General features: G+C 66.7%; 23 protein-coding genes and 1 tRNA gene. 9 read left to right on the top strand and 15 right to left on the bottom strand.

The genetic code is table 11. The annotated features are described in order from the left end of the window. The 12 genes from L1081_RS03460 to L1081_RS03405 all read right to left on the bottom strand — a co-directional run bounded on the left by L1081_RS03460 (position 1) and on the right by L1081_RS03405 (position 10,776). Positions 1 to 1,254 carry an NADH-quinone oxidoreductase subunit D gene (locus tag L1081_RS03460; protein WP_018905852.1) on the bottom strand — a complete coding sequence of 418 codons (1,254 nt, stop codon included), beginning with the start codon at positions 1,252 to 1,254 and terminating at the stop codon, positions 1 to 3. 1 nt (position 1,255) lies between these two features. Continuing rightward, on the bottom strand, positions 1,256 to 1,867 hold the full coding sequence (locus L1081_RS03455; RefSeq protein WP_489415201.1) for an NADH-quinone oxidoreductase subunit C: 612 nt from the start codon (positions 1,865 to 1,867) through the stop codon (positions 1,256 to 1,258). A 13-nt stretch (positions 1,868 to 1,880) separates the two neighbouring features. Further along, positions 1,881 to 2,360 carry a NuoB/complex I 20 kDa subunit family protein gene (locus L1081_RS03450; RefSeq protein ID WP_012748606.1) on the bottom strand — a complete coding sequence of 160 codons (480 nt, stop codon included), beginning with the start codon at positions 2,358 to 2,360 and terminating at the stop codon, positions 1,881 to 1,883. Between the two features lie 15 nt (positions 2,361 to 2,375). Continuing rightward, positions 2,376 to 2,735 carry an NADH-quinone oxidoreductase subunit A gene (locus tag L1081_RS03445; protein ID WP_055805154.1) on the bottom strand — a complete coding sequence of 120 codons (360 nt, stop codon included), beginning with the start codon at positions 2,733 to 2,735 and terminating at the stop codon, positions 2,376 to 2,378. 68 nt (positions 2,736 to 2,803) lie between these two features. Next, positions 2,804 to 2,888: transfer RNA gene (locus L1081_RS03440), tRNA-Leu, on the bottom strand. Positions 2,889 to 3,005: 117 nt separating this feature from the next. Beyond that, positions 3,006 to 3,419 (bottom strand): preprotein translocase subunit SecG, encoded by a 414-nt coding sequence (gene secG, locus L1081_RS03435; RefSeq protein WP_489415200.1) that lies wholly within the window; start codon positions 3,417 to 3,419, stop codon positions 3,006 to 3,008. Between the two features lie 39 nt (positions 3,420 to 3,458). Further along, on the bottom strand, positions 3,459 to 4,244 hold the full coding sequence (gene tpiA, locus L1081_RS03430; RefSeq protein WP_489415199.1) for a triose-phosphate isomerase: 786 nt from the start codon (positions 4,242 to 4,244) through the stop codon (positions 3,459 to 3,461). Further along, entirely contained in the window at positions 4,238 to 5,236 is a 999-nt protein-coding gene (locus tag L1081_RS03425; RefSeq protein WP_489415198.1) for a putative NAD(P)H-quinone oxidoreductase, PIG3 family, read from the bottom strand. Before L1081_RS03425 ends, tpiA begins: the two co-directional genes overlap by 7 nt. Before the next feature lie 91 nt (positions 5,237 to 5,327). Further along, complete coding sequence (pnp, locus tag L1081_RS03420) at positions 5,328 to 7,625, bottom strand: polyribonucleotide nucleotidyltransferase (protein WP_489415197.1); 2,298 nt, start codon at positions 7,623 to 7,625, stop codon at positions 5,328 to 5,330. Between the two features lie 216 nt (positions 7,626 to 7,841). Beyond that, complete coding sequence (rpsO, locus tag L1081_RS03415; protein WP_007837783.1) at positions 7,842 to 8,108, bottom strand: 30S ribosomal protein S15; 267 nt, start codon at positions 8,106 to 8,108, stop codon at positions 7,842 to 7,844. A gap of 215 nt (positions 8,109 to 8,323) precedes the next feature. Beyond that, the gene (locus L1081_RS03410; RefSeq protein ID WP_489415196.1) at positions 8,324 to 9,484 is read right to left on the bottom strand and encodes a pyridoxal phosphate-dependent aminotransferase; all 1,161 of its coding nucleotides are present in this window, start codon (positions 9,482 to 9,484) and stop codon (positions 8,324 to 8,326) included. 11 nt (positions 9,485 to 9,495) lie between these two features. Further along, entirely contained in the window at positions 9,496 to 10,776 is a 1,281-nt protein-coding gene (locus L1081_RS03405; protein WP_489415195.1) for an ABC transporter substrate-binding protein, read from the bottom strand. A gap of 121 nt (positions 10,777 to 10,897) precedes the next feature. Between L1081_RS03405 and L1081_RS03400 the strand changes: the two genes are divergently transcribed. Together L1081_RS03400 and L1081_RS03395 are read left to right on the top strand one after the other, a co-directional pair. Continuing rightward, a complete protein-coding gene (locus L1081_RS03400; protein ID WP_489415194.1) occupies positions 10,898 to 11,269 on the top strand; it encodes an Hsp20 family protein in 372 nt (123 codons plus the stop codon). 191 nt (positions 11,270 to 11,460) lie between these two features. Then, a complete protein-coding gene (locus L1081_RS03395; RefSeq protein WP_489415193.1) occupies positions 11,461 to 12,216 on the top strand; it encodes an alpha/beta hydrolase-fold protein in 756 nt (251 codons plus the stop codon). On the opposite strand, the gene tsaD is transcribed toward L1081_RS03395, so the two are convergent. Next, positions 12,155 to 13,213, bottom strand: a complete 1,059-nt coding sequence (tsaD, locus tag L1081_RS03390; RefSeq protein ID WP_489415192.1) for a tRNA (adenosine(37)-N6)-threonylcarbamoyltransferase complex transferase subunit TsaD — start codon at positions 13,211 to 13,213, stop codon at positions 12,155 to 12,157. The genes L1081_RS03395 and tsaD overlap by 62 nt on opposite strands. A 77-nt stretch (positions 13,214 to 13,290) precedes the next feature. Here tsaD and L1081_RS03385 point away from each other — a divergent pair, with 77 nt between their 5' ends. From L1081_RS03385 to L1081_RS03370, 4 genes are all read left to right on the top strand, one after another. Continuing rightward, positions 13,291 to 14,571, top strand: coding sequence for a nitrate- and nitrite sensing domain-containing protein (locus L1081_RS03385; RefSeq protein ID WP_489415191.1), 1,281 nt, complete (start codon positions 13,291 to 13,293; stop codon positions 14,569 to 14,571). A 345-nt stretch (positions 14,572 to 14,916) separates the two neighbouring features. Beyond that, a complete protein-coding gene (locus L1081_RS03380) occupies positions 14,917 to 16,161 on the top strand; it encodes an ABC transporter substrate-binding protein (protein ID WP_489415190.1) in 1,245 nt (414 codons plus the stop codon). 13 nt (positions 16,162 to 16,174) lie between these two features. Next, positions 16,175 to 17,113 (top strand): nitrate ABC transporter permease, encoded by a 939-nt coding sequence (ntrB, locus tag L1081_RS03375; RefSeq protein ID WP_489415189.1) that lies wholly within the window; start codon positions 16,175 to 16,177, stop codon positions 17,111 to 17,113. Further along, positions 17,110 to 17,919, top strand: a complete 810-nt coding sequence (locus L1081_RS03370; protein ID WP_489415188.1) for a nitrate ABC transporter ATP-binding protein — start codon at positions 17,110 to 17,112, stop codon at positions 17,917 to 17,919. The genes ntrB and L1081_RS03370 overlap by 4 nt, the downstream gene beginning before the upstream one ends. A gap of 141 nt (positions 17,920 to 18,060) precedes the next feature. Here L1081_RS03370 and L1081_RS03365 read toward each other — a convergent pair whose 3' ends face one another. Further along, positions 18,061 to 19,362, bottom strand: coding sequence for an ANTAR domain-containing protein (locus tag L1081_RS03365; protein ID WP_489415187.1), 1,302 nt, complete (start codon positions 19,360 to 19,362; stop codon positions 18,061 to 18,063). Between the two features lie 257 nt (positions 19,363 to 19,619). On the opposite strand from L1081_RS03365, the gene L1081_RS03360 reads away from it, so the two are divergent. Then, positions 19,620 to 20,885, top strand: coding sequence for an MFS transporter (locus tag L1081_RS03360; protein ID WP_319438684.1), 1,266 nt, complete (start codon positions 19,620 to 19,622; stop codon positions 20,883 to 20,885). 17 nt (positions 20,886 to 20,902) lie between these two features. On the opposite strand, the gene L1081_RS03355 is transcribed toward L1081_RS03360, so the two are convergent. Next, a complete protein-coding gene (locus L1081_RS03355; protein ID WP_489415186.1) occupies positions 20,903 to 22,603 on the bottom strand; it encodes a protein kinase domain-containing protein in 1,701 nt (566 codons plus the stop codon). Between the two features lie 76 nt (positions 22,604 to 22,679). Here L1081_RS03355 and nirB point away from each other — a divergent pair, with 76 nt between their 5' ends. Together nirB and nirD are read left to right on the top strand one after the other, a co-directional pair. Then, positions 22,680 to 25,151: a nitrite reductase large subunit NirB gene (gene nirB / locus L1081_RS03350; RefSeq protein WP_489416750.1), complete on the top strand. Its 2,472-nt coding sequence runs from the start codon at positions 22,680 to 22,682 to the stop codon at positions 25,149 to 25,151. Positions 25,152 to 25,171: 20 nt separating this feature from the next. Then, entirely contained in the window at positions 25,172 to 25,633 is a 462-nt protein-coding gene (nirD, locus tag L1081_RS03345; protein WP_489415185.1) for a nitrite reductase small subunit NirD, read from the top strand. The last annotated feature ends 6 nt before the right edge of the window (positions 25,634 to 25,639 follow it).

Below are 25,639 nucleotides of genomic sequence, written 5' to 3'. Positions count from 1 at the left end.
TCACCTGTCGATTTCGCCGAACACGATGTCCATCGTGCCGATCACCGCGACAGCGTCGGCGATCATGTGGCCGCGCGACATTTCGTCGAGGGCGGCGAGGTGCGGGAAACCGGGCGCGCGGATCTTCAGGCGGTACGGCTTGTTGGCGCCGTCGCTCACCAGGTAGATGCCGAACTCGCCCTTCGGGTGCTCGACGGCGGCATAGGCCTCGCCTTCGGGCACGTGGAAGCCTTCGGTGAAGAGCTTGAAATGGTGGATCAGCTCCTCCATGTTCGCCTTCATCGATTCGCGCGCGGGCGCGGCGACCTTGTGGTTGTCGGTGATCACCGGGCCGGGGTTGGCACGCAGCCAGGCCGAGCACTGCTGGATGATCCTGTTGGCCTGGCGCATTTCTTCCACGCGCACGAGGTAGCGGTCGTAGCAGTCGCCGGTCTTGCCGACCGGCACGTCGAACTGCATCTGGTCGTAGACGTCGTAGGGCTGCTTCTTGCGCAGGTCCCATTCGACGCCCGAGCCGCGCAGCATCGGGCCGGTGAAGCCGAGGTTCAGCGCGCGCTCCGGCGTCACGACGCCAATGCCCACGGTACGCTGCTTCCAGATGCGGTTGTCGGTGAGCAGCGTCTCGTACTCGTCGACCATGCCGGGGAAGCGCTTGCAGAAGTCGTCGATGAAGTCGAGCAGCGAACCCTGACGGTTCTCGTTGAGCTTCTCGATCGCCTTCGCATTCTTGATCTTGCTGACCTTGTACTGCGGCATCGCGTCGGGCAGGTCGCGGTAGACGCCGCCCGGACGGAAATAGGCCGCATGCATGCGAGCGCCCGACACGGCTTCGTACATGTCGAACAGGTCTTCACGCTCGCGGAAGCAGTAGATGAGCATGTTCATCGCGCCGCAGTCCAGGCCGTGCGCGCCGAGCCACAGCAGGTGGTTCAGCAGCCGGGTGATCTCGGCGAACATCACGCGGATGTACTGCGCGCGGATCGGCACGTCCAGGCCCATCATCCGCTCGATGGCCAGGCAGTAGGCGTGCTCGTTGCTCATCATCGACACGTAGTCGAGACGGTCCATGTACGGCAGCGACTGGATGAAGGTGCGCGATTCGGCGAGCTTCTCGGTCGCGCGGTGCAGGAGGCCGATGTGCGGATCGGCGCGCTGGATCACTTCGCCGTCGAGCTCGAGCACCAGGCGCAGCACGCCGTGCGCGGCCGGATGCTGGGGACCGAAGTTGAGTGTGTAGTTCTTGATTTCGGCCATATCAATGCAAACCGCTGCCGTAGTTGTCTTCGCGAATCACGCGCGGCGTGATTTCCCGCGGCTCGATCGATACCGGCTGGTAGACGACGCGCTTCTGCTCTTCGTCATAGCGCATTTCAACGTGGCCGGACACCGGGAAGTCCTTGCGGAACGGATGGCCGATGAAGCCGTAGTCGGTCAGGATGCGGCGCAGGTCGTCGTGGCCTTCGAACACGATGCCGTAGAGGTCGAAGGCTTCGCGCTCGAACCAGGTGGCAGCGCTCCACACGGGCTGGAGCGAATCGACCACGGGCAGGTCTTCGCTCGGCGCAAACACCTTGAGGCGCACGCGCTGGTTGAGGCCCACCGACAGCAGGTGCGTGACGACGCCATAGCGCTCGCCCTGCCACTCGCCTTCGCGGTAATCGGAGTAGTCCATGCCGCAGAGGTCGATCAGCTGCTCGAAGCGGCAGCCGGGCGCATCGCGCAGCAGCATGGCCGCCTCGATGTAGTCGGCAGCGCCGACCACCACGGTCACCTCGCCCAGCGCAACCGTGACGCTCCTGGCCTTGGCACCCAGGGTCTCGGCAATGGTGGCGCGCAGCACCTCCGGCGAAATTGCAAAATCAGTCATCGTCGGCAATCCCTCAGGCGCGCGCAATGGTGTTGGTGCGGCGAATCTTCTGCTGCAGCTGGATCACGCCGTAGAGCAGCGCTTCGGCGGTGGGCGGGCAACCCGGCACGTAGACATCCACCGGCACGATGCGGTCGCAGCCGCGCACCACCGAATAGCTGTAGTGGTAGTAGCCGCCGCCATTGGCGCACGAGCCCATGGAAAGAACCCAGCGCGGCTCCGGCATCTGGTCGTAGACCTTGCGCAGCGCCGGCGCCATCTTGTTGCACAGCGTGCCGGCCACGATCATCAGATCGGACTGGCGCGGGCTGGGCCGGAACAGCATGCCGAAACGATCGATGTCGTAGCGGGCTGCGCCTGCGTGCATCATTTCGACGGCACAGCAGGCCAGACCGAAAGTCATCGGCCAAAGTGATCCGGTCTTCGCCCAGTTCACCACCGAGTCGTAGGTGGTGGTGACGAAGCCTTCCTTCATGACGCCTTCAATGGCCATTTTGTCGATTCCTTGTCATTCCCAGTCGAGCGCGCCTTTTTTCCACTCGTAGACAAAGCCCACGACGAGGATGGCGAGAAAGATCATCATGGCCCAGAAGCCGACGGCGCCGATTTCCTTGAGCGCAATGGCCCACGGAAAGAGAAAGGCAATCTCGAGATCGAACAGGATGAAGAGAATGGCGACGAGGTAATAGCGCACGTCGAATTTCATGCGCGCATCCTCGAAGGCCTCGAAGCCACACTCGTAGGGAGCGTTCTTCGCTGCGTCGGGCCGGTTGGGACCCAGGATGTAGCCGATGACTTGCGGTGCGACGCCTACACCGACACCGACCAAAATGAACAAGAGGACGGGGAGATAGGAATCGAGGTTCATCGGGAGATTTTTCACCGCTTGCCACCGGCAGGAAAACACTCTGGATGAGGCTTTCTGCCGGTGAGATTTGGTGCGGTCGGCGAGACTCGAACTCGCACAGCTTTCGCCACTACCCCCTCAAGATAGCGTGTCTACCAATTTCACCACGACCGCGGTTTTTTGTTCGGATGGCATGAGGTACCTGGAAAGGTGTTTGGCTTTCCGAACAGCTTTAGAGTTTACCCTGAAATGAAGCAGTTTCTCACCGACGGCTTCATGAAAACAACTTGATTATTTGCTCGGGATCTGGCCCGCGCCCGAAACAGGTGCGGCAGGCGCCGAAGCGGGCGCACCGGCAGGCGCTGCGCCCGAGGTGCCGCCCGGAATCTGCCCCGCCGCGCCCGAAGCGGGCGTCGCCGGCGTACCGACAGCCGCGCGCTCCAGCAGGCTGCCGCCGCCCGCAGGCCGCGCATGGCTGAAGTAGGCCAGCAGCAAGGTGCATGCAAAGAAGACCGCCGCCAGCACAGCCGTGGTGCGCGAAAGGAAATTGGCGCTGCCGCTCGCACCGAACAGGCTGCCCGCGCTGCCGCTGCCGAAGGCCGCGCCCATGTCGGCACCCTTGCCGTGCTGGATCAGGATCAGCCCGATCATTGCAAGGGCCGACAGCATCTGCACGCCGACCAGTAGATTGAGGACCACATTCATTCGTTCTTACTCCTAATTGATGTCGGCCACTGCCCGCGTTCAGCGGGAAGCGGCGGAAATGATCTGCAAAAAGTCGGGGGCCTTGAGCGACGCGCCGCCGATCAGGCCGCCGTCGATGTCGGGCTGCGACAAGAGCTGCGCGGCGTTGGCCGCGTTCATGCTGCCGCCGTAGAGGATGCAGATGCCGGCGGCGTGCTCGCTCGCGGCATGGTGCAGCTGCGCGCGCAGCACGGCATGCACCGCCTGTGCCTGTTCCGGCGTGGCCGTCTTGCCGGTGCCGATGGCCCAGACCGGCTCGTAGGCCACGACGATTTCGCTGATGCAATGGCCATTGACGTGGATCACCGCAGCCAGCTGGCGCTTGACGATTTCTTCGGTGCGCCCTGCTTCGCGCTCGGCCAGCGTTTCGCCCACGCAGACGATCGGCGTGATGCCGTTCGCGAGCGCAGCCGCCGTCTTGGCCGCCACGGCATCATCGGTTTCGCCATGGTATTGGCGGCGCTCCGAATGGCCGACGATGGCATAGCGCACGCCGAAATCCTTCAGCATGGCCGCCGATTGCTCGCCCGTGAACGCACCCTGCGGATGCGCCGAGATGTCCTGTGCGCCCAGCGCCATGGCCGTGGAGCCCGCCAGCAGCGATTGCAGCTGCGCGAAGTACGGGGCCGGCGCGCAAAGCGCGATGTCGCAGCTGGCCGGCGCCGCGGCCAAGCCCTGCTGCAGGGCCTTCACCAGCGCCTCGTTGGCAGCCAGGCTGCCGTTCATCTTCCAGTTGCCCGCGATCAGCTTCTTTTTCGTGGTCATCGTGTTGTTGTCCGTCACCATGTCAGCACGATCTTGCCGATGTGCTGGTTGGATTCCATCAGCGCATGCGCCTGCGCCGCGCCGCTGGGTTCGCCATCTGCCGCGAAGGTGCTGTGGATCACCGGCTTGACCGCGCCGCTTTCGAGCAGCGGCCAAACCTTTTCGCGCAGCGCCCTGGCGATGGCACCCTTGAACGCCACCGGCCGCGGACGCAGCGTGGAGCCGGTGATCACCAGCCGCTTGCGCAGCACCAGGCCCGCATTGAAGTCGCTCTTGACACCGCCCTGCACCGCGATGATCACGAGCCGGCCGTCTTCGGCCATGCACTCGATCTCGCGCGCCACGTAGTCGCCCGCGACCATGTCCAGGACCACGTCCACGCCCTTGCCGCCGGTGAGCTTCTTCGCCTCTTCGGCGAAGTCGCTCGTGCGGTAGTTGATGGCGTGGTCGGCGCCCAGCTTCCTGCAGGCCTCGCACTTGTCGTCGCTGCCCGCCGTGGCGATCACGGTGGCGCCCAGCGCCTTGGCGATCTGGATGGCCGTCACGCCGATGCCGCTCGTTCCGCCCTGGATCAGCAGGGTCTCGCCCCTTTGCAGGCGGCCGCGCTCGAACACGTTGCTCCAGACCGTGAAGAAGGTCTCGGGCAGCGAGGCGGCCTCGATGTCGCTCCAGCCCCTGGGCACCGGCAGGCATTGCGCCACGGGCGCCACGCACAGCTGGGCATAGCCGCCGCCCGCGATCAGCGCGCAGACGCGGTCGCCGATCTTGAAGCCCGCCTCGGCCAGGGCCGCGGCGTCGCCCGACACGATCTCGCCGGCCACCTCGAGGCCCGGCAGGTCGGAGGCGCCCGGCGGAACCGGGTAGTGCCCCTTGCGCTGCAGCACGTCCGGACGGTTCACGCCGCTCGCCGCGACGCGGATCAGCAGTTCGCCCACGCCGGCCACCGGATCGGGGCGCTCCACGGCGCGCAGCACCTCGGGGGCGCCGTACGAAGTGATTTCAATGGCTTTCATGGTCTTTGGCCTGCAACGCCCGCTCCCGGGCGTGGTTAGCAATACTGGAAAGATGGATGGCAGCGGCATGGTGCCGCTGCGCCCTTCTTTCTTACTCTTGCGGTTCGCGCGGTGCGTACGGCTGCTCGCCGACGGGCGCCGGCTGCTGCTCGTTGCGCGGCTGCTGTTGCTGCTCGTTGTTGAAACGCGGAGCGCGTTCACCGCGATCGCCACCACGGTCGCCGCGGTCCGAACGCTCACGGCGCTCGCCGCCGCGGTCTTCGCGCGGCGGGCGCTCGCTGTATTCCATGCCGGCCGGACGCTCGGTCAGGGCCTTCATGGACAGCTTGACGCGGCCCTTTTCGTCGGTCTCGAGCACCTTGACCTTGACGATCTGGCCTTCGCTCAGGTAGTCGGTCACCTTCTCGACGCGCTCGTGCGCGATCTGGCTGATGTGCAGCAGGCCGTCCTTGCCGGGCAGCAGGTTGATGAGCGCGCCGAAGTCCAGGATCTTGGTGACCGGGCCTTCGTAGACCTTGCCGATTTCGACTTCGGCCGTGATCTGCTCGATGCGCTTCTTGGCGAATTCGGCCTTTTCAGGGTCGGTCGAGGCGATGGTGATGGTGCCGTCTTCGTCGATGTTGATCGTCGTGCCGGTTTCTTCCTGCAGGCCGCGGATGACCGCGCCGCCCTTGCCGATCACGTCGCGGATCTTCTCGGGGTTGATCTTCAGCGTAGTCAGGCGCGGTGCGAACTGCGACACCTCGGTCTTGGCCTCGCCCATGGCTTCCTGCATCTTGCCGAGGATGTGCATGCGCGCTTCCTTGGCCTGGGCCAGTGCGACCTGCATGATTTCCTTGGTGATGCCCTGGATCTTGATGTCCATCTGCAGCGCGGTGATGCCGTTGGTCGTGCCGGCCACCTTGAAGTCCATGTCGCCCAGGTGATCTTCGTCGCCCAGGATGTCGGTCAGCACCGCGAAGCGGTTGTCTTCCTTGATCAGGCCCATGGCGATGCCGGCCACGTGGGCCTTCATCGGCACGCCGGCGTCCATCATCGAGAGGCAGCCGCCGCACACCGATGCCATCGACGAGGAGCCGTTCGACTCGGTGATTTCCGACACCACGCGGATGGTGTACGGGAATTCTTCCTTGGTCGGCAGCACGGCGACGAGCGCGCGCTTGGCGAGGCGGCCGTGGCCGATTTCGCGGCGCTTGGTCGAGCCCATGCGGCCCACTTCGCCGGTGGCAAAGGGAGGCATGTTGTAGTGGAACAGGAAGCGGTCTTCGTACTCGCCGGCCAGCGCGTCGATGCGCTGCGCGTCGCGTTCGGTGCCGAGCGTGGTGATGACCAGGCCCTGCGTCTCGCCGCGCGTGAACAGCGCCGAGCCGTGGGTGCGCGGCAGCACGGAGTTGCGGATCTCGATGGGGCGCACGGTGCGCGTGTCGCGGCCGTCGATGCGGGGTTCGCCCGAGAGAATCTGGCTGCGCACGATCTTCGATTCGATCGAGAACAGCAGGTCGTTGACCTTGCCGGCGTCGAAGGGCTCGCCGCTTTCCTTCAGCGTGCTCATCACGCTGGCATTGGCTTCGCGCAGGGCTTGCGTGCGGGCCTGCTTGCTGCGGATCTGGTAGACGGCGCGCAGCTTTTCCTCGGCCAGGCTCTTGACCTTGGCGACGAAGGCTTCGTCTTCGGCCGGCGCTTGCCAGTCCCACACCGGCTTGCCGGCATCGCGCACGAGTTCATGGATTGCGTTGATCGCGATGTTGGCCTGCTCATGGCCGAACACCACGCCGCCCAGCATGATTTCTTCGCTGAGTTGCTGTGCTTCGGATTCGACCATCAGCACGGCGGCTTCGGTGCCGGCCACGACGAGGTCCATTTGTGAATCCTTGCGGGCGGTCTGGCCCGGATTCAGCACGTACTGGCCGTTGATGTAGCCCACGCGGGCAGCACCGATCGGGCCGCTGAACGGAATGCCGGAGATCGACAGGGCAGCGCTCACGCCGATCATGGCGGCGATGTCGGCGTCGACTTCGGGGTTGAGCGACAGCGTGTGGATGACCACGTGCACTTCGTTCAGGAAGCCCTCGGGGAACAGCGGGCGGATCGGGCGGTCGATCAGGCGGCTGGTCAGGGTTTCGTGTTCGCTGGGCTTGGCTTCGCGCTTGAAGAAGCTGCCGGGGATCTTGCCCGCGGCGTAAGTCTTCTCGATGTAGTCGACGGTCAGCGGAAAGAAGTCCTGGCCCGGCTTGGCGGTCTTGGAGGCGACCACGGTCGCGAGGATCACGGTGCCGTCGATGTCGACCACCACGGCGCCGCTGGCCTGGCGGGCGATTTCACCCGTTTCCATGACGACGGTCTTGTCGCCCCATTGGAAGGACTTGGTGACTTTGTTGAAGAGGCTCATGTTTTGCTCCTGTTTTGAGAGCGGATGACCTGCATTCGGCACAGGTTCCGCAGGGACGGAGGCTTCTCAGAACACGATGCCATTCCAGCGAAGCTCGGCGGGAACTTCATTGGAATGACACAGCTTCGCTCTGTTTTGGCACTCCGAAAGTGGATCGCGAAGTAAAAAACGCCTGAGCTAGCGGACTAACCCAGGCGTTTTTTCATGCGATTCGGTTTACTTGCGCAGACCCAGCTTGGCGATCAGCGCGGTGTAGCGGTCGGCATCCTTGGACTTGAGGTAGTCCAGGAGCTTGCGGCGGCGGCTCACCATGCGCAGCAGGCCGCGACGGCCGTGGTGGTCCTTGGCGTGCGTCTTGAAGTGGGGGGTGAGCTCGTTGATACGGGCGGTCAGCAGTGCGACTTGCACTTCGGGGCTGCCGGTGTCGTTGGCGGCGCGGGCGTTGTCCTTGACGACTTCGGCCTTGATGGAGGCTGCGATCATTGAATTTCCTTTGTTCCGGGATGTTTGACTTGCGGTGAGCGCTGGAACTGCCCTCACCGTGCGCCTTGCGTATGCAAAGCCATGGAATTATAGCTCGCCCCCAGGCTCCGCGCACTTCGTGTCGCTCCTCCCTCCCCCTACCGGGGGCGACGCCTGCGGCCCGGCGGAGCCGGTTCCGCGGCATCCCTGGAACGGAGGGCTCGCCTTCGGCCTCGCTATTTCTGAGCGGCGAGCCAGGTTTTGAGGCGCTCCACGCCCTGGACGAGGCGCTGGGGGTCCTTGGAGGCAAAGCACCAGCGCAGCCAGCCCTGGGCCTCCGGGGCGAAGGCGTTGCCGGGGGCCAGGCCGAGGCCGGCTTCGACGACCAGGCGCTTGGCCAGGTCGAGGGAGTCGCCGAAGCCTTCGAGGCGGAAGAAGGCGTACATGCCGCCCTTGGCTGGAGCCACCTGCACGCCGGGCAGCGCGGCCAGGAGGGGCACGAGGGTGTCGCGGCACTGCTTCAGGTGGGCCACCACGCGAGGGGTGATCTCCGCGGTGTGCTCGATGGCGGCAACGGCGGCGCGCTGCGTGAAGACGCTGGCGCAGGAGGTGTTGAACTCGATCAGCTTGCCAATGCCGTCGACCAGCGCGGGCGGCAGCACGAGCCAGCCGAGGCGCCAGCCGGTCATGAGGAAGCTCTTCGAGAAGCTGTGCGTCACCACCAGCCGGTCGTCGGGCCGGGCGATGTCGAGAAAGCTCGGCGCGCAGCCGTTGGGCGTGGGTTCGAAATACAGCCGCTCGTACACCTCGTCGGCCAGGATCCAGGCGCCGGTTTCGCGGCAGTGGTCGAGCACGGCCTGCTGCTCTTCGCGCGTCATGGTCCAGCCGGTCGGGTTGTTGGGCGCGTTGACGATCAGCAGCTTGGTCTTTAGCGTGACCGCCTTGCGCAGCGTGGCCAGGTCGAGCGTCCAATGGCCCTCGGCGGGCACCAGCGGCACCGTACGCACGTGGGCGCCGAGGATCGCGGGCTGCGCCGTGAGGTTGGGCCACACGGGCGTGACCGCGACCACCTCGTCGCCCGCATCGACCAGCGCCTGCACCGCGAGCATCAGCGCGCTGACGCCGCCGGACGTGACGGCAATGCGCGACGCATCGACCGCGGGATGCAGCGCGCTGGTGTAGCGCGCGATGGCCTCGCGCAATTCGGGCAGGCCGAGGTTGTGCGCATAGAAGGTTTCACCGCGCTGCAGCGAGTCGATGGCCGCCTGGCGGATCACCTCGGGCGTGACCTCGTCGCTTTCGCCGAACCAGAACGCAAGCACGTCGTCGCGGCCGAGCCCGGCATTGGCAACCTCGCGGATCTTGGAGGCTTCGAGGTTGTGGATGGCTTCACGCATGTCTTCGTTTCCTAGATTCTTTTCATCTTGCAGGTGGTCGGCAGTTCGGCGCGCTCGGGGGCGATGGTCTTGACCACGCGAAAGCCGTAGCCCGAACCCTCGACATCGAACTGCACGCCCGGCCTGCCCTGCTTGTCCATCACGCCGACCACCAGCTGCTGCTGGAACTGATGGTCCGCCGCGCGCATGCGGCCGCGCTGTCCGTAGAGGTTCACGTCGGCCTGCTCGAGCGCGCGCGCCACGGCCACTGCGTCTACGCTGCCCGCACGCGCTATCGATTGCGCGAGCGACTCCACGAGCAATTGCATGCGCATGTGCACGTAGTCGTCGGCAGGCTTGGGAAAGCGCGTGCGGAAGGCGCGGTAGAAGGCCTCGGACTGCGCGGTCTGCACGTTGGGCAGCCAGTCGGCCACCGCGATCACGCGGCCGATGCCCGCATCGCCGATGGCCGCGGGCGCGCCGAGCGCGTTGCCGTAGAAGGTATAGAAAGTGCCGTTGAAACCGGCCTCGCGCGCGGCCTTCACGAGCAGCGTGAGGTCGTTGCCCCAGTTGCCGGTGAACACCGCCTGCGCGCCGCTCGCGATGATCTTGCTGGCGTAGGGCGCGAAGTCCTTCACCTTGCCCATCGGATGGAGTTCTTCCGCGACGATCTCCACGTCGGGCCGCTGCAGGCCGAGCTGGCGTTTCGATTCGCGCAGCACCGCCTGGCCAAAGCTGTAGTCCTGTCCGATCAGGTAGGCGCGCTTGATGGCCGCATCGTCCTTCACCACTTCCATGAGCGCCGCCACGCGCATGTCGGCATGCGCGTCGAAGCGGAAGTGCCAGAAGCTGCAGCGCTCGTTGGTCAGCACCGGATCGACCGCCGCGTAGTTGAGGAAGATCACGCGCCGCGCGGGGTCGCGCTCGTTGTTCTTCTCGATGGCATCGACCAGCGCCGCGGCGGTGGCCGACGAGTTGCCCTGCAGCACGATGCGCGCGCCATCGTCGATGGCCGCGCGCAGTGCCGACAGCGCTTCTTCGTTCTGCCCCTTGCTGTCGTAGCGGTCGAGCTGCAGCGGCCGCGCGCCGCCGGGCAGCTTGATGCCGCCGCGCGCATTCACGCGCTCCACGGCCCACAGCAGGTTGCGGAACACTGCCTCGCCGGTGTTGGCGAACGGCCCGCTCATGCTTTCGATCAGCGCGAGGCGGATGGGCGCGGGCGGTGTCTGCGCCGGCGCTGCGAAGGGGGTCGCGCATAGCGCCAGCGCCGCAAATTTCAAGGCCTTGCGACGCCAAATAAAGGGGGGACTCATTGTCTTGAAACGGGTGCGGCTGTGCCTAGATGGGTGTCAAGCGGCACTCAGCATTGAATGGCCGCGCAGTGTAAGGGACACACATTCCTTGTCCCCATTGTGTTCATTCAGGAGTTCTCACATGTTTTTCGCACCCACCCTTCGCACCGCCCGCTTTGCACCCCGTTCGTACGACCGCGCCTTCGAGCGCTTCGTCAACGATGCCTTCGCCGGAACGCGCCCTTCGCCGCTCGTCGAGCAGGACGACAAGAGCTGGACGCTCTCCATCGACGTGCCGGGCCTCTCGCGCGAAGACCTCGCCATCGGCATCGAGGGCGCCGTGGTCCGCATCGACAGCAAGGTAGAAGCCAAGCGCCAGTTCAAGGCAGCCTACGAATTGCCGCTGGACATCGACGTGGCTTCGAGCGAGGCCAGGCTCGAGAACGGCGTGCTCACGCTGAAGCTGGGCAAGCAGGTGCCGGTCAGCCAGGTGGCGCAGCTGCCGATCAACTGAGCCTGCAAAGCCCACAAGAGGAAAGTGTCGTTATCTATTGTTTTTGACTTTGAAGACGCTCCCTAATCACAATACGACAGCGAATAACGTCACATCATGTGACGTTTTCACATTTTCCTTTCTTCGTGGGCGTTTCGACAGACGCACCGAATCCATGGCGGTGTGGATTCGGGTGCCCCTCAAGGCACGCCATGATCACGCACCTCAAGTCAGCCAAAGACGATGAACGGTCCGATACGCTCCTGGTCTTCCTGCCGGGCGCCTACCTGAAACCCGACGAGTTCGAGCGCGAAGGCTTCATCAGCGCCGTGCGCGAGCGCCACCTGGCGGCCGACTCGCTGCTGGTGGATGCCGACGTTTCCTACTATTACGACCAGACGCTCAGCGAGCGGCTGCATGCGGACGTCATCGAGCCGCAGCGCGCCAAGGGCTACAAGTCGATCTGGCTGGTTGGAATTTCCATTGGCGGCTTCGGCGCGCTGATCCATGAACTGTCGCGGCCGGGCTCGGTCGATGGCATCGTCGCGCTGGCGCCCTACCTGGGGCGGCGCGTCCTTGGTGCCGAGATCCTCAAGGCTGGCGGCCTGCGCACCTGGCAAGCGCCGGCCGGCCCCTTGCCCGACGAGGAAGTCGACCGCAAGCTGTGGCCCTGGTTCCAGCAATACCTCGAGCCGCAGAAATCACAAAGCCTGCCCCAGCTCTATCTCGGATTCGGCCTCAGCGACCGCTTTGCCAGCAATCACAAGCTGCTGGCGGACGCCCTGCCCGAAGGCCGCGTCTTCACCACCGAGGGCGGCCACGACTGGCCGCAATGGCGACAGCTCTGGCGCAATGTGCTCGACGTGCTGCCGCTGCCGTCGCTCGGCCGTTCGCGTCCGTCGCCGGCTATGCGGGCACCGGCGCCGCGGATGACGTCATCAGCGAAGCCATGGGCCATCGCGGCTTGACGTCGAAGGCATAGCGTTCGCTCGCCTGCGCGAGGCCCGACTGCAGCCGCATGGCGGCCGCCATGGCAATCATGGCGCCGTTGTCGGTGCACAGGTGCAGTTCCGGATAGTGCACGCGCACGCCGCGTTTGGCGCAGGCGGCGTTCAACTGCTCCCGCAGGCTTCGGTTCGCGCCCACCCCGCCGGCCACCACCAGCCGCTTGAGGCCCGTCTGCCCGAGTGCGGCCAGCGATTTCTTCAGCAGCACCTCGACGATGGCCGCCTGCGTGGACGCGGCCAGGTCGGCCTTGTTCGCCTCGAGCTCGGCGCCGAGCTTCTTGGCCTGCGTCAGCACGGCCGTCTTCAGGCCGGCGAACGAAAAATCCAGATCGCCGCTGTGCAGCAGCGGCCGCGGCAGCTTGAACGCCGCGGGGTTGCCCGCCTCCGCCAGCTTGGCCAGCCAGGGGCCGCCCGGATAAGGCAGGCCCATGAGCTTGGCGCTCTTGTCGAAAGCCTCGCCGGCCGCATCGTCGATGGTTTCGCCCAGGAGTTCATACCGGCCCACGCCGTCGACCCGCATGAGCTGCGTATGGCCGCCCGATACGAGCAGCGCCACAAAGGGAAATTCCGGCGGATCGGCACTCAGGAACGGCGACAGCAGGTGCCCTTCGAGGTGATGCACCCCGAGTACCGGCTTGCCGAGCGCCGCCCCCAGCGCGCAGGCCACGCCCGCGCCCACCAGCAGGGCCCCGGCCAGGCCCGGCCCGCGCGTGTAGGCGACCACGTCGATCTCGGCCAGCGTGCGGCCCGCTTCGGCCATCACGGCCTCGGTCAGGGGCAGCACGCGGCGGATGTGGTCGCGGCTGGCCAGCTCGGGCACCACGCCGCCATAGGCCTGGTGCATGGCGATCTGGCTGTGCAGCGCATGCGAGCGCAGCTGCGGCAGCGCGCTGCCATGCGTTTCCACCAGCGCCACGCCGGTTTCGTCGCAGGATGATTCGATTCCCAGGAGAAGCATGCCCGGGAGTGTAGGCGGCGAGGAATGCCCGTGCGGCACGGATGTTGCAGCAAGCCTTTTGCTTCCCCTCCCCCACCATGAAATCCGGACTGAGTTTTCTGATCGCCGCCAGAAAGTGCGAAATCGACGAGCTGGACCAGCTCGCGCGCACCAGCGACCTGGTCGGCCTGATCGCGCGGCTCGTCCATGCGCTGCAGCGGGAGCGCGGCATGTCCAACGTGTTCCTCGCCTCGCGCGGCGGCCGCTTCGCCGAACAGCGCGATCCGCAGATCGCCGAATGCCTGGCGCTCGAGCAGGAGGTGCGCGCCGGATTCGACCAGCTCGAGACCGAAGCGCACCCCGGCGCCACCGCAGGCAACAGCGCCCGCCTCTTCAGCCGCATTGCCTGGGTGCTTCCGGGGCTCGACGGCCTGCCCGCCCTGCGCCGGCGCATCGGCGCGCTCGAGCTGACGCCTGCGCAGGCCACCGCCGCGTTCGCGAAGCTGGTTGCCGGCCTGCTGGCGGTGGTGTTCGAAGCGGCCGACGGCGCCACCGACCCCGAAATCTCGCGCCTGCTGGTGGCGATGTTCAACTTCATGCAGGGCAAAGAATTTGCCGGCCAGGAGCGCGCCTTTGGCGCCGCGTCGCTGGCACTGGGGCGCAGCGACGAGGCGCAGCGCCAGCAATGGCTGCACCTCATCGAACTGCAGGAGCGCTGCTTCCAGGTCTTTACCGATTTTTCGAGCAGCGGCGTGCTGGCGCTCTGGCACCAAAGCCAGTCCGATGCCGTCATGGCCGAGATCGAGCGCCAGCGCCGCATGAGCGTGAGCCCGCCCCAGGCGTCCTCGGCGTGCGTTCCCGACGCCCGGCTGAGCCAGGCCTGGTTCGACTGGTGCACGCGCCGCATCGACGCAATGAAGACCGTCGAACACCGGCTCGCCGCCGACCTGCGCGAGCTCTGCGCCCGCAAGACCGCGCAGGCGCGCGGCGAACTTCAGAAATACCAAGAGGTGCTCGGCAACCTGGCGCCGCAGCCCGAGGGCGCGGTGTTCTTCGACGATGCCGACACCCGGGCCACGGAGCCCGCGCAGTACGGGCGCCATCTCGAGCGCTCGGTGCTCGACATGGTCCAGGAGCAGTCGCGCCGCCTGCAGGCCATGAGCGACGAGCTCGAGACCGTGCGTGCCTCGCTCAACGAGCGCAAGCTGGTCGAACGCGCCAAGGGCCTCCTGATGGCGCACCGCCGCATGAGCGAGAACGAGGCGCACAAGATGCTGCTCCAGACGGCCATGAACCAGAAGCGCCGCCTCGTCGACGTGGCCGAGTCGATGCTCGCCATGGCCGACTACCTGCCGCTCGATGCAGCGCCCCGGCGCTGAGCCGCCGCCCGAAAAGCGTTCGAATTGGTGCAGCGCACAACAACCGTGCATGGATCAGGATTTCCGCCTTGCAGCCGTTTCGGATACGCCGGCAACCGCTCTCCTGCTGCCGATTCGATAGCAATCGGCAGCCATGAAAGCTGGCATGTAGTTTGCTGAAGTAGTACATGGACCCTCGGGTCCCAGGCAGGCGGCACCCAACGGCGGGTGTCGTCCACCGAAACCGGACAAAGGCGTCCCCATCCCGCAAGGGCTCGTTTTCGAGCAGCCCCTGCGCGGTGCGGACGCCTTTTTTGTTTTCTGCTTTTGTTCGTTCTTCTTCCTTCATTCACCGGAGCCCGCCACATGACCGACCCGCTGACAACCCGCCTCAGCCGCCGCCGCGTACTGCAAGCCGCCGCCATTGGCGCCGTGGCCATCGATCCCGCGCTGCGCGCCGCCGTCTGGGCCCAGGGCTCCGACAAGCCCGAGAAGGAGGAAGTGAAGATCGGCTTCATCCCGCTGACCGACTGCGCCAGCGTGGTGATGGCCTCGGTGCTGGGCATCGACAAGAAGTACGGCGTGAAGATCGTGCCCAGCAAGGAAGCCAGCTGGGCTGGCGTGCGCGACAAGCTGGTCAACGGCGACCTGGACATGGCGCACGTGCTCTACGGCCTTGTCTACGGCGTGCACCTGGGCCTGAGCGGCCCCAAGAAGGACATGGCCGTGCTCATGACCCTCAACAACAACGGCCAGGCGATCACGCTGTCGAAGAAGCTCGCGGACAAGGGCGCCGTGGATGCGGCCTCGCTCGCCAAGATGATCGCGGCCGAGAAGCGCGAATACACCTTCGCCCACACCTTCCCCACGGGCACGCATGCGATGTGGCTCTACTACTGGCTCGCATCGGCCGGCATCGACCCCTTCAAGGACGTCAAGAACATCACGGTGCCGCCTCCGCAGATGGTGGCCAACATGCGCGTGGGCAACATGGACGGCTACTGCGTGGGCGAGCCCTGGGGCCAGCGCGCGATCATGGACGGCATTGGCGTGACGGCCATCACGACGCAGGACATCTGGAAGGACCACCCGGAGAAAGTGCTCGGCACCACGGGCGACTTCGTCAAGAAGTACCCCAACACCGCGCGCGCCGTCACCGCGGCCATCATCGAGGCCGGCAAGTGGATCGACGCCGGCCTGCAGAACAAGAACAAGATGGCCGAAACCATCGCTGACAAGAGCTACGTCAACACCAGCGTGGACGCGATCAACCAGCGCATCCTGGGGCGCTACGTCAACGGCATGGGCAAGAGCTGGGACGACCCCAACCACATGAAGTTCTACAACGGCGGCGCCGTGAGCTTCCCCTACCTGTCGGACGGCATGTGGTTCCTCACGCAGCACAAGCGCTGGGGCTTGCTGAAGGAGCACCCGGACTACCTGAAGGTGGCCACCGAGATCAACCGCATCGACATCTACAAGCAGGCCGCCGCCGCCACGCAGACCCCCGTGCCAAAGGACGTGATGCGCAGCAGCAAGCTGTTCGACGGCACGTTGTGGGATGGCAAGGATCCGAAGAAGTACGCCGATTCTTTCAAGCTGCATGTCTGAGGAGAAGCACATCATGGTCAGCGCCGTATTTCATTCGCCGATGGACGCATCTCTCCCACTCCCGCGTGCGGGAGAAGGCCGGAGCGAGGCTGCGGCCCGCTCCGAAGCTGCCCCTTACCCCGCCCCCCTTCCCAAAAAGGAGAGGGAGCAAAAACAACGCACGTCCATCGACCTGCGCGCCTTCTGGATGCGCGTGCTGCCGCCACTCGCGGGCTTCGGCCTGCTGGTGCTGGTCTGGGAACTGGTGGCCATGAAGAGCACCACCGGCTTTCCGTCGCCGCTGGCCACCTGGCAGCAGGCGCTCACGGTCTTCAGCGACCCGTTCTACAGCAAGGGCCCGAACGACCAGGGCGTGGGCTGGAACGTGCTTTCGTCGCTGCAGCGCGTGGCGCTGGGCTTCGGGCTGGCGGCGGCGGTCGGCATTCCGGCGGGCTTTGCGATCGGGCGCTTCGAGTTCCTTTCGCGCATGTTCAATCCGCTGATCAGCCTGCTGCGCCCGGTGTCGCCGCTCGCCTGGCTGCCGATCGGCCTGCTCGTCTTCAAGGGCGCCAACCCGGCGGCCATCTGGACCATCTTCATCTGCTCGATCTGGCCGATGGTGATCAACACCGCGGTCGGCGTGCAGCGCGTGCCGAGCGACTACATGAACGTGGCCAAGGTGCTGAACCTGTCGGAGTGGAAGATCTTCACGAAGATCCTGCTTCCCGCCGTGCTGCCCTACATGCTGACCGGCGTGCGGCTGGCCGTGGGCACCGCCTGGCTCGTGATCGTGGCAGCCGAAATGCTGACCGGCGGCGTCGGCATCGGCTTCTGGGTGTGGGACGAGTGGAACAACCTCAACGTCGCCAACATCATCATCGCGATCTTCGTGATCGGCATCGTCGGCCTGGTGCTGGAGTTCGCGCTCATCAAGCTTGCCACTGCATTCACGTTCGAAGAGGTGAAGTCATGAACGATGATTCCAAGTACATCGAGATCCACGGCGTCGAGCAGCGCTTCAAGACCGCCAAGGGCAGCTTCCTCGCGCTGCAGGGCGTCAACCTGAACGTGGCCAAGGGCGAGTTCGTCACGCTGATCGGCCATTCGGGCTGCGGCAAGTCGACGCTGCTGAACCTCATGGCGGGCCTGACCACGCCGACGCAGGGCGTGCTGCTGTGCGCGAACAGGGAAATCAAGGGCCCGGGCCCGGAGCGCGCGGTGGTGTTCCAGAACCACTCGCTGCTGCCCTGGCTCACCTGCTTCGAGAACGTGTACCTGGCCGTCGAACGCGTCTTTGCCGCCACCGAAGGCAAGGCGCAGCTGCGCGCGCGCACCGATGCGGCGCTTGCGATGGTCGGCCTCTCGGCCGCCGCGCAGAAGCGCCCCGGCGAAATCTCCGGTGGCATGAAGCAGCGCGTGGGCATTGCACGCGCGCTGTCGATGGAGCCCAAGGTGCTGCTGATGGACGAGCCCTTCGGCGCCCTCGACGCACTCACGCGCGCCAAGCTGCAGGACGAGCTGCTCGCCATCGTGCAGAAGACGCAGAGCACCGTCGTCATGGTCACGCACGACGTCGACGAGGCGGTGCTGCTCTCCGACCGCATCGTGATGCTCACCAACGGCCCGGCCGCCACCATCGGCGAGGTGCTGCAGGTCGACATCGCGCGTCCACGCAACCGTGTCGAACTGGCCGAAGACCCGGCCTACGTTCACGCCCGCAAGGCGGTGATCGATTTCCTCTACACGCGCCAGGCGCACGTGGAGAAAGTCGCAGCCTGAGGCGGCGCGCAAGGCGGAAGATGCGATGTCTCCCCTTCGTGGAACACCGCGGAACCGGCTTCGCCGGGCCGCTGGTGTTGCCCCCGGTGAGGGGGTTGGCGAAGCGACACGAAGTGCGCGCAGACTGGGGGTGAGCCAGGCTCAGGACATGATGACCTGCAGGCTGTGCTCGTACCAGGCGGTGAGGCGCTCGAAGGTGTCGACGAGCGCCTCGCTCGAACGCACCAGCGTCGCGCGGCCTTCGGGGCTGGCCTGCGCCTGCACGCCGCCGACCAGGCGCAGCCATTCATCTCGCGCGGCCGCCAGCGCGGCGCGGATTTCGGGTGAACTGAGGGGCGCGCGCTCCAGCTCCAGCAGCGCGGCTTCGAATTCGTTCATGGTCGGCAGCAGCCGCTCGCGCGACGCCTCCGCCGCGATGGTCGATGCAAGCAATGCGTCCTTCGCGAGGCGCTGCGCGCGCATGCGCTGGCGCCCGCAGATGTTGACGATGCGCAGCGCACGCCGCGCGCCCGAGGCCTCCAGCGCTTCGGTCATGGCCTCGGCGGCCAAGAGCAAGGCCTCGCCGCGCGCGTCGATCTCGGCCAGCCCCGGCTGCGTGGGACGCGCGGCCAGCGAGCCGGCAAGCCCCTCCCAGGCGGCCTGCACTTCGCCCAGCGCGAGCACGCCGGCCGCGCCCAGCTCGAGGGTGCCCAGATGATCCAGGTTCTGCTGCACCCGTTCGGTCGACTGCGTGCGCAGGACCCGGGCGCGCTGCACGTCGATGCCCGACAGCAGCTGCGCCGCCACGCGCACCAGCCGCTGCGAGAGCATGCGCAGCTGCCCGGCGCGGTTGATCGCGTCGGCCCACTGCGCCGCCTCGATCACGGAGCGCGACACCTCGCCCAGCCGCAGGTTGGCATGCATCGCGGCACCGCGCAGCAGGCCGAAGGCCTCGTCTTCGCCGATGCCGCGTGCCGACATCAGCAGGCCCTTGGCACGGTCGACCCACTTGCGCTCGTCCATGCGCGTGCGCAGGGCGTCGAGCTCGGTGCGCAGTGCGGCCTCGCGCTGCCAGCGGGCCTGCGCGCGGGCGAGCAGTGCCGCGAGCGACGGGGCGTCCAGCGCATCGATGGGCGCCCAGGCATGCACACCGAGCGCGGCCAGCGCCTCGTGCTGTTCTCCGCTCAGCGGCGCACTGGCCAGGCTCAGCGCGCAAGGCGGCGCGCCGCCCCAGGCCTGCAGTGCTTCGACCAGCTCCGGCAGCTGATCCGCCGGCTCGGGCAAATGGACCCATGCCTGTTGCGGTGCAAGTGCACTCACCTGCTGCACCAGCGTGTGGCAGGTGGCCCTTCCGAGCACGTTGGCATTCGCTCCCTCCAGCGCCAGCCGCAACGGCTCCGGCAGGGCCGGCAAAGGCGCGGAGCCGGCGAATTCATTGGGCAGGACGGCGAGAAGAGAAATCATGGCAAGGTGATGCAGAGCAGTGCAAGCATAGGCCAGGCCCGCGCGCTTTCGCAGGCACGTCTCTTGCGTAGAACAGGGTGCGGTGTAACGAAGCACCGCTTTGGTGAGGCTGCAGGCTCCTGCATCCGTCCTGGCACTGCACGTGCCGGGAAGCACCCCCACGCCGACAGCGTCCGCTGCCGGCATCCCGCCCCAACCCCGTCCGTCGACACGGCTCCTGCAAGGCCGCGCCGCGGCATTTCGCACGATTGAACGCCATGTCCAGCTTCAAGACCTTTCTGCATTCCGGCCACGGGCCGACGCTGTTTGCGTCCTTCCTGTACTTCTCGTTTTCGTGCTGCATCTGGGTGCTCAACGGCGCGATGGCGCCCTTCATCGGCGAGACCTTCGACCTCTCGCCCGCGCAGAAGGGCCTGATGCTGTCGGTGCCGATCATCGCGGGCGCGCTGATGCGCTTTCCGCTCGGCATCCTGTCGCAGTACATCGGCCGCAAGAACGCCACGCTGGTCGAGATGGGGCTGATCGCCGTGGCGATGCTGTTCGGCTTCTTCTTCGTGAAGAGCTTCAACGACCTGCTCGCCATGGGCGTGCTGCTGGGCATTGCCGGCGCGAGCTTCGGCGTTGCGCTCTCGCTGGGCTCGGGCTGGTTCCCGCCGCAGCACAAGGGTCTCGCAATGGGCCTTGTAGGTGCCGGCAACGTGGGCACGGCGGTGTCGGTGCTGGTGGCGCCGCCGCTCGCGCAGTGGCTCGGCTGGCAGGCGGTGTATGCCGTGGCGGCTGCCGCGATCCTGGTGCCGATGATCGTGATGATCGTGTTCGCCAAGGAGCCGCCCGACGTCGACAGCCATGCGAGCTTCCGCGAGCACATCGCCTGCCTGTTCGAGAAGGACGGCTGGGTGTTCAGCCTGATCTACGGCGTGACCTTCGGCGGCTTCATCGGGCTCATCACCTTCCTGCCTTCCTACTACTACGACCAGTTCGGCGTGAGCAAGGTGCAAGCCGGCCAGCTCACGATGCTGGCCGCCTTCATGGGCGCCGCGGTGCGCATCGTCGGCGGCTGGATCTCCGACCGCTGGGGCGGCGTCAACACGCTGACCGTGGTGCTGCTGGTGGTGGCCGTCGGACTGGTGCTGGTGGGCATCTCGTCGGCGTCGCTCGCGCTCACCACGCTGCTGCTGATCCTGTGCTTTGCCGCGCTGGGCGCGGGCAACGGCGCGCTGTTCCAGCTGGTGCCGCTGCGCTGGCCCACGAGCACCGCGGTGGCCGGCTCGATGATCGGCGAGATCGGCGCACTGGGCGGCGGGCTGGTGCCCAACGCCATGGGCCTGTCGAAGCAGTACCTGGGCAGCTACGTCTGGGGGTTTGTGTTCTTCGGTGCGCTGTCGCTGGTGATGCTGGGGGTCATGCGCGTGATGCAGATCCGATGGACGCGCACCTGGGCAGAAAAAGGCGGCCGCGCGCGCACCTCGCCCCACACGGCCGACGCCAAGTACGTGCCTCCAAGGAAGACGGCGCGGCCATGAGCTTCCTCCGCCCGTCCTCACCGTGGCAAGAAGAGCAGCCACACCACCAGCAGTGCGTTGAACAGCAGCGACACGGCCAGCGCGATCTTGTAGAGCGCGGCCGGGTCGCGGCGGATCAGCGGCGTGGCGGCGGGCGCGCTCACGGGGCGGGAGGCGCCGCGCTCCAGCGCGAGCAGCATTTCCTCGGCGGTCTCGAAGCGCTCGCGCGGATCGCGCGCGACGGCCTTGCGCACCAGGTGGTCGAGCCACACGGGCACGTCGGGCCGCAGGCGCGAGAGCGCGGCCGGATCGCGCCGGTAGCGCGCCACCTGGTAAGGCTCGATCTCGCCGTAGGGCAGGTGGCCGCCGAGCCACTGGTACAGCGTGACGCCGAGCGCGAACAGGTCGCTCGCGGTGTCGGCTTCGGCACCCTCCCACTGCTCCGGGTTGATGTAGCTCGGCGTGCCGGCATGCAGTTCCCGCTGGGCCGCGCCTTCGCGGCCCGACAGCGCCACGCCCAGGTCGAGGATGCGCCAGCGGCCGTCGTCGCCCAGGTGCAGGTTGCCGGGCTTGATGTCGCGATGCACCACGCCATGGCGATGCAGCCGGCCCAGGGCCTTGGTCAGCTCGATGGCCGCGGCAACCACCTCGGCCACCGCGCCGCGCGCGCCAGCCTTGCGCATCTGCTCCAGCGTGCGCCCGCCGTGCCAGTCGAACACGATGTAGAGCGCGCTGGCGTTCTCGGCGCGCTCGTGCACGCGCACGAATCCGCTGTTGCCCACGCGCTGGCCCAGCCAGGCTTCGTGCGCGAGCATCGCGCGCTCCTGCGGGTCGCTGGCGCGCGAGGGATGCAGCGTCTTGAGCGCCACCAGTTCGCGCGTGGCCGTATTGCGCGCCTGGTACAGCAGGTGCACGCCGGTGTCGGCCACCAGCGCGGTGACGACGTAGCCGTCGAGCGCGTCGCCCACCTTCAAGAAGGGCGGCGGTGCCAGGCGGCGGCCGTCGCCGAGCTCGTCGTCCAGCTGCCGCACATCGAGGCCGACGACGCGGATGACCAGCGCGGTCGCGTTGTCGCGCGTGCCGGCGTCGAGCGCCGCGCGCACCAGCGCCTCGCTCGCTTCCTCGGCACTGCCCTGCAAGGCGAGCACGGCCAGGCGCTGCGGCTTGAGCACGCCGTGCACGCCGTCGGTGGTGAGCACGAAGCAGTCGCCCACACGCACGTCGCCCTGCGCATAGTCGACGCGCACCTGGTCGTCCAGGCCGATGGCGCGCGTCAGGCGGCTGCGCATGTCGGGATGCTCGAAGGCGTGGTCCTGGGTCAGCGGCATGGCCGGCTCGCCGCCGGCGCGCACGCGCCAGGCGCGCGTGTCGCCCACATGCGCGAGCGTGTAGCTCTGGCCGTGCAGCACCAGCGCCGTCAAAGTGGTGAGCGCGGTGGCGCCGCCCTGCCGCCGCCGGTTGTGGTCGGCGAGCCAGGCGTTCTGCGCGGCGACCAGGCGGTCGAGCGCGGCGGTCGGCTCCCAGGTGTCGGGCGTCGCGAAGTAGTCGGCCAAAAGGCCCATGACGGTGGTCTGCGCCGCCTCCAGGCCGCGCCCGCCGGTGGACACGCCGTCGGCAATGGCCGCGATGAGCCCGCGCGACTCTTCGCCCGGCGGCGCGTTCACGGCGCCGGCAAAGTCTTCGTTCACGTCGCGCGGTCCGCGCTGGCTGCTGTAGCCGATGTCCACTTCAAAGCTCATGGCGCCATTCTCCATGTGCTTTTCCACGCGCGCCGTGCGCTTCCCCTTGCTTGATTTTCGGAAGGCCCCACCCATGATGAAGAAACTCAACCTCGTGATGGTCGGCAACGGCATGGCCGGCGTGCGCACGCTGGAGGAGCTGTTGAAGCTCGCCCCCGACCTGTACGACATCACCGTCTTCGGTGCCGAGCCGCACCCCAACTACAACCGCATCCTCTTGTCGCCCGTGCTCGCGGGCGAGCAGACCGTCGACGAGATCGTGCTCAACAGCTGGGAGTGGTACGCCGAGAACAAGATCACCCTGCACGCCGGCAAGAAGGTGGTCGAGGTCGACCGCGTCAAGCGCATCGTGCGCGCCGAGGACGGCACCGAAGCGCCCTACGACCGCCTGCTCATGTGCACCGGCTCCAACCCCTTCATGCTGCCCGTGCCCGGCCGCGACTTGAAGGGCGTCATCGCCTACCGCGACATCGCCGACACCGACTACATGATCGAGACCGCCAAGACCCACAAGAGCGCGGTCGTCATCGGCGGCGGCCTGCTCGGGCTGGAGGCGGCCAACGGCCTGATGCTGCGCGGCATGGACGTCACCGTGGTGCACGTCATGCCCTGGCTGATGGAGCGCCAGCTGGACGACGTCGCGGGCAAGCTCTTGCAGAAGTCGCTGGAGGACCGCGGCCTGAAGTTCCTGATCGGCGCCCAGACCCAGGAGCTGGTGGGCGACGCCGAGGACGGCAAGGCCGGCCGGGTCCGGGCCATCCGCTTCAAGGACGGCACCGAAGTGCCCGCCGACCTGGTCGTCATGGCCGTGGGCATCCGCCCCAACACCGAGCTGGCCGAGAAGATGCGCCTGCACTGCCACCGCGGCATCGTGGTCAACGACACGATGCAGACCGTGACCGATGCGCGCATCTACTCGGTCGGTGAATGCGCGGCCCACCGCGGCATCGCCTACGGCCTGGTCGCCCCCCTCTTCGAGCAGGCCAAGGTCGCGGCCAACCACCTGGCGCAGTTCGGCATCGGGCGCTACCTGGGGTCGCTGACCTCCACCAAGCTCAAGGTCACCGGCATCGACCTGTTCTCGGCCGGCGAGTTCATGGGGGGCGAAGGCACCGAGGAGATCGTCATGAGCGACCCCTTCGGCGGGGTCTACAAGAAACTCGTGATCAAGGACGACAAGCTGGTGGGCGCGTGCCTGTACGGCGACACGGTGGACGGCAGCTGGTACTTCAAGCTCCTGCGCGACGGGCGCAGCGTGCACGACATCCGCGACAAGCTGATGTTCGGCGAATCCAACATCGGCGACACCGGCCACGAGGGCCACAGCAAGGCCGCCAGCATGCCCGACGAGGCCGAGGTGTGCGGCTGCAACGGCGTGAGCAAGGGCACCATCTGCAAGGCCATCAAGGACAAGGGCCTGTTCACGCTCGATGAGGTCAAGAAGCACACCAAGGCCAGCGCCAGCTGCGGCTCGTGCACCGGGCTGGTCGAGCAGATCCTGATGTTCACCGCCGGCGGCGACTACTCGGCCACGCCCAAGAAGAAGGCGGTGTGCGGCTGCACCGACGCGAGCCACCAGGACGTGCGCGACGCGATCAAGAAGGAGCACTGGCTCAGCCACGACGCGGTCTACCGCGGCCTGGGCTGGCGCACGCCCAATGGCTGCGCCACCTGCCGCCCGGCCGTCAACTACTACCTGATCAGCACCTGGCCCAAGGAGGCCAGGGACGATCCGCAGAGCCGCTTCATCAACGAGCGCAGCCACGCCAACATCCAGAAGGACGGCACCTACTCGGTCATCCCGCGCATGTGGGGCGGCCACACCACGCCCGACGAGCTGCGGCGCATCGCGGACGCGGCCGACAAGTACCAGATCCCGACCGTCAAGGTCACGGGCGGCCAGCGCATCGACCTGCTGGGGGTGAAGAAGGAGGACCTGGAGGGCGTGTGGAAGGACATCGGCATGCCCTCGGGCTTTGCCTATGCCAAGAGCCTGCGCACGGTGAAGACCTGCGTGGGCAGCGAGTGGTGCCGCTTCGGCACGCAGGATTCGACCCAGATGGGCAAGGACCTGGAGCGCGCGCTCTGGGCGATGTATTCGCCGCACAAGGTCAAGCTGGCGGTCTCGGGGTGTCCGCGCAACTGCGCCGAGGCCGGGATCAAGGACGTGGGGGTGATCGGGGTGGATTCGGGCTGGGAGCTGTATGTGGGGGGCAACGGCGGCATCAAGACCGAGGTGGCGCAGTTCCTGGTGAAGGTGAAGACGGCCGAGGAGGTGATGGAATATTCGGGCGCCTTCCTGCAGCTGTACCGCGAGGAAGGCTGGTACCTGGAGCGCACGGTGCACTACATCGGGCGGGTCGGGCTGGACTATGTGAAGAAGAAGATCCTCGAAGACACGGAAGGCCGCAAGGCGCTGTGGGAGCGGCTGCAGTTCGCACTCGATGGCGAGCCGGATCCGTGGTTCGCGTCGAGCCAGGCGCAGGTGGATGTGCGGCAGTTCACGCCGGTGGCGGTGGTGGATGACAACGCGACCCAGGCGGCCTGAACGGCAAGGAGAAACAACCCATGAGCAACAACAGCAACAACACCACCACCAACAACCCCAACGAATGGCAGGTGATCTGCCGCGTCGAGGACATCCCGGTGCTGGGGGCGCGCCGCGTGGCGCGGCCGGTGGGGGTGGATGTGGCGGTGTTCCGCAATGCCGAGGACCAGGTGTTCGCGCTGCTGGACCGCTGCCCGCACAAGGGCGGGCCCTTGAGCCAGGGCATCGTGTTCGGCACCAGCGTGGCCTGCCCGCTGCACAACTGGGCCATCGGGCTCGATGACGGCTGCGCCAAGTCGCCCGATGAGGGGTGCACGCCCAAGTTTGCGGTGAGGCTTGAGGATGACCAGGTCATGATGAACATCGTCGAACTGAAGACGCACGCGCTCGACCTGGCGCCGCCGCGCGCCGGCCCAGGTGCCGCAACGGCCGGCAAGCTGGGCGACGAGAGCTTCGACGTGCAGGCGCCGCACGGCAGCTAGGCGCGA

Source organism: Variovorax sp. MSC1_012 (assembly GCF_023667525.1).
GTDB lineage: Bacteria > Pseudomonadota > Gammaproteobacteria > Burkholderiales > Burkholderiaceae_C > Variovorax > Variovorax beijingensis_B.
Note: the sequence above shows the minus strand (reverse complement) of the source record. Positions and strands in the feature narration are given on the sequence as shown.

What these genes read in the sequence shown, in the direction of transcription:
- rpsO (WP_007837783.1), bottom strand. Translation starts at nt 8,108, where the DNA reads ATGATCGCAGCCTCCATCAAGGCCGAAGTCGTCAAGGACAACGCCCGC.
- L1081_RS03460 (WP_018905852.1), bottom strand. Translation starts at nt 1,254, where the DNA reads ATGGCCGAAATCAAGAACTACACACTCAACTTCGGTCCCCAGCATCCG.
- L1081_RS03400 (WP_489415194.1), top strand. Translation starts at nt 10,898, where the DNA reads ATGTTTTTCGCACCCACCCTTCGCACCGCCCGCTTTGCACCCCGTTCG.
- tpiA (WP_489415199.1), bottom strand. Translation starts at nt 4,244, where the DNA reads ATGGTGACGGACAACAACACGATGACCACGAAAAAGAAGCTGATCGCG.
- L1081_RS03445 (WP_055805154.1), bottom strand. Translation starts at nt 2,735, where the DNA reads ATGAACCTCGATTCCTATCTCCCCGTCCTCTTGTTCATTTTGGTCGGT.
- L1081_RS03360 (WP_319438684.1), top strand. Translation starts at nt 19,620, where the DNA reads ATGTCCAGCTTCAAGACCTTTCTGCATTCCGGCCACGGGCCGACGCTG.
- L1081_RS03395 (WP_489415193.1), top strand. Translation starts at nt 11,461, where the DNA reads ATGATCACGCACCTCAAGTCAGCCAAAGACGATGAACGGTCCGATACG.
- L1081_RS03355 (WP_489415186.1), bottom strand. Translation starts at nt 22,603, where the DNA reads ATGAGCTTTGAAGTGGACATCGGCTACAGCAGCCAGCGCGGACCGCGC.
- L1081_RS03370 (WP_489415188.1), top strand. Translation starts at nt 17,110, where the DNA reads ATGAACGATGATTCCAAGTACATCGAGATCCACGGCGTCGAGCAGCGC.
- L1081_RS03425 (WP_489415198.1), bottom strand. Translation starts at nt 5,236, where the DNA reads ATGAAAGCCATTGAAATCACTTCGTACGGCGCCCCCGAGGTGCTGCGC.
- L1081_RS03405 (WP_489415195.1), bottom strand. Translation starts at nt 10,776, where the DNA reads ATGAGTCCCCCCTTTATTTGGCGTCGCAAGGCCTTGAAATTTGCGGCG.
- secG (WP_489415200.1), bottom strand. Translation starts at nt 3,419, where the DNA reads ATGAATGTGGTCCTCAATCTACTGGTCGGCGTGCAGATGCTGTCGGCC.
- L1081_RS03385 (WP_489415191.1), top strand. Translation starts at nt 13,291, where the DNA reads ATGAAATCCGGACTGAGTTTTCTGATCGCCGCCAGAAAGTGCGAAATC.
- nirD (WP_489415185.1), top strand. Translation starts at nt 25,172, where the DNA reads ATGAGCAACAACAGCAACAACACCACCACCAACAACCCCAACGAATGG.
- pnp (WP_489415197.1), bottom strand. Translation starts at nt 7,625, where the DNA reads ATGAGCCTCTTCAACAAAGTCACCAAGTCCTTCCAATGGGGCGACAAG.
- L1081_RS03410 (WP_489415196.1), bottom strand. Translation starts at nt 9,484, where the DNA reads ATGCGTGAAGCCATCCACAACCTCGAAGCCTCCAAGATCCGCGAGGTT.
- nirB (WP_489416750.1), top strand. Translation starts at nt 22,680, where the DNA reads ATGAAGAAACTCAACCTCGTGATGGTCGGCAACGGCATGGCCGGCGTG.
- L1081_RS03450 (WP_012748606.1), bottom strand. Translation starts at nt 2,360, where the DNA reads ATGGCCATTGAAGGCGTCATGAAGGAAGGCTTCGTCACCACCACCTAC.
- L1081_RS03380 (WP_489415190.1), top strand. Translation starts at nt 14,917, where the DNA reads ATGACCGACCCGCTGACAACCCGCCTCAGCCGCCGCCGCGTACTGCAA.
- tsaD (WP_489415192.1), bottom strand. Translation starts at nt 13,213, where the DNA reads ATGCTTCTCCTGGGAATCGAATCATCCTGCGACGAAACCGGCGTGGCG.
- L1081_RS03365 (WP_489415187.1), bottom strand. Translation starts at nt 19,362, where the DNA reads ATGATTTCTCTTCTCGCCGTCCTGCCCAATGAATTCGCCGGCTCCGCG.
- ntrB (WP_489415189.1), top strand. Translation starts at nt 16,175, where the DNA reads ATGGTCAGCGCCGTATTTCATTCGCCGATGGACGCATCTCTCCCACTC.
- L1081_RS03455 (WP_489415201.1), bottom strand. Translation starts at nt 1,867, where the DNA reads ATGACTGATTTTGCAATTTCGCCGGAGGTGCTGCGCGCCACCATTGCC.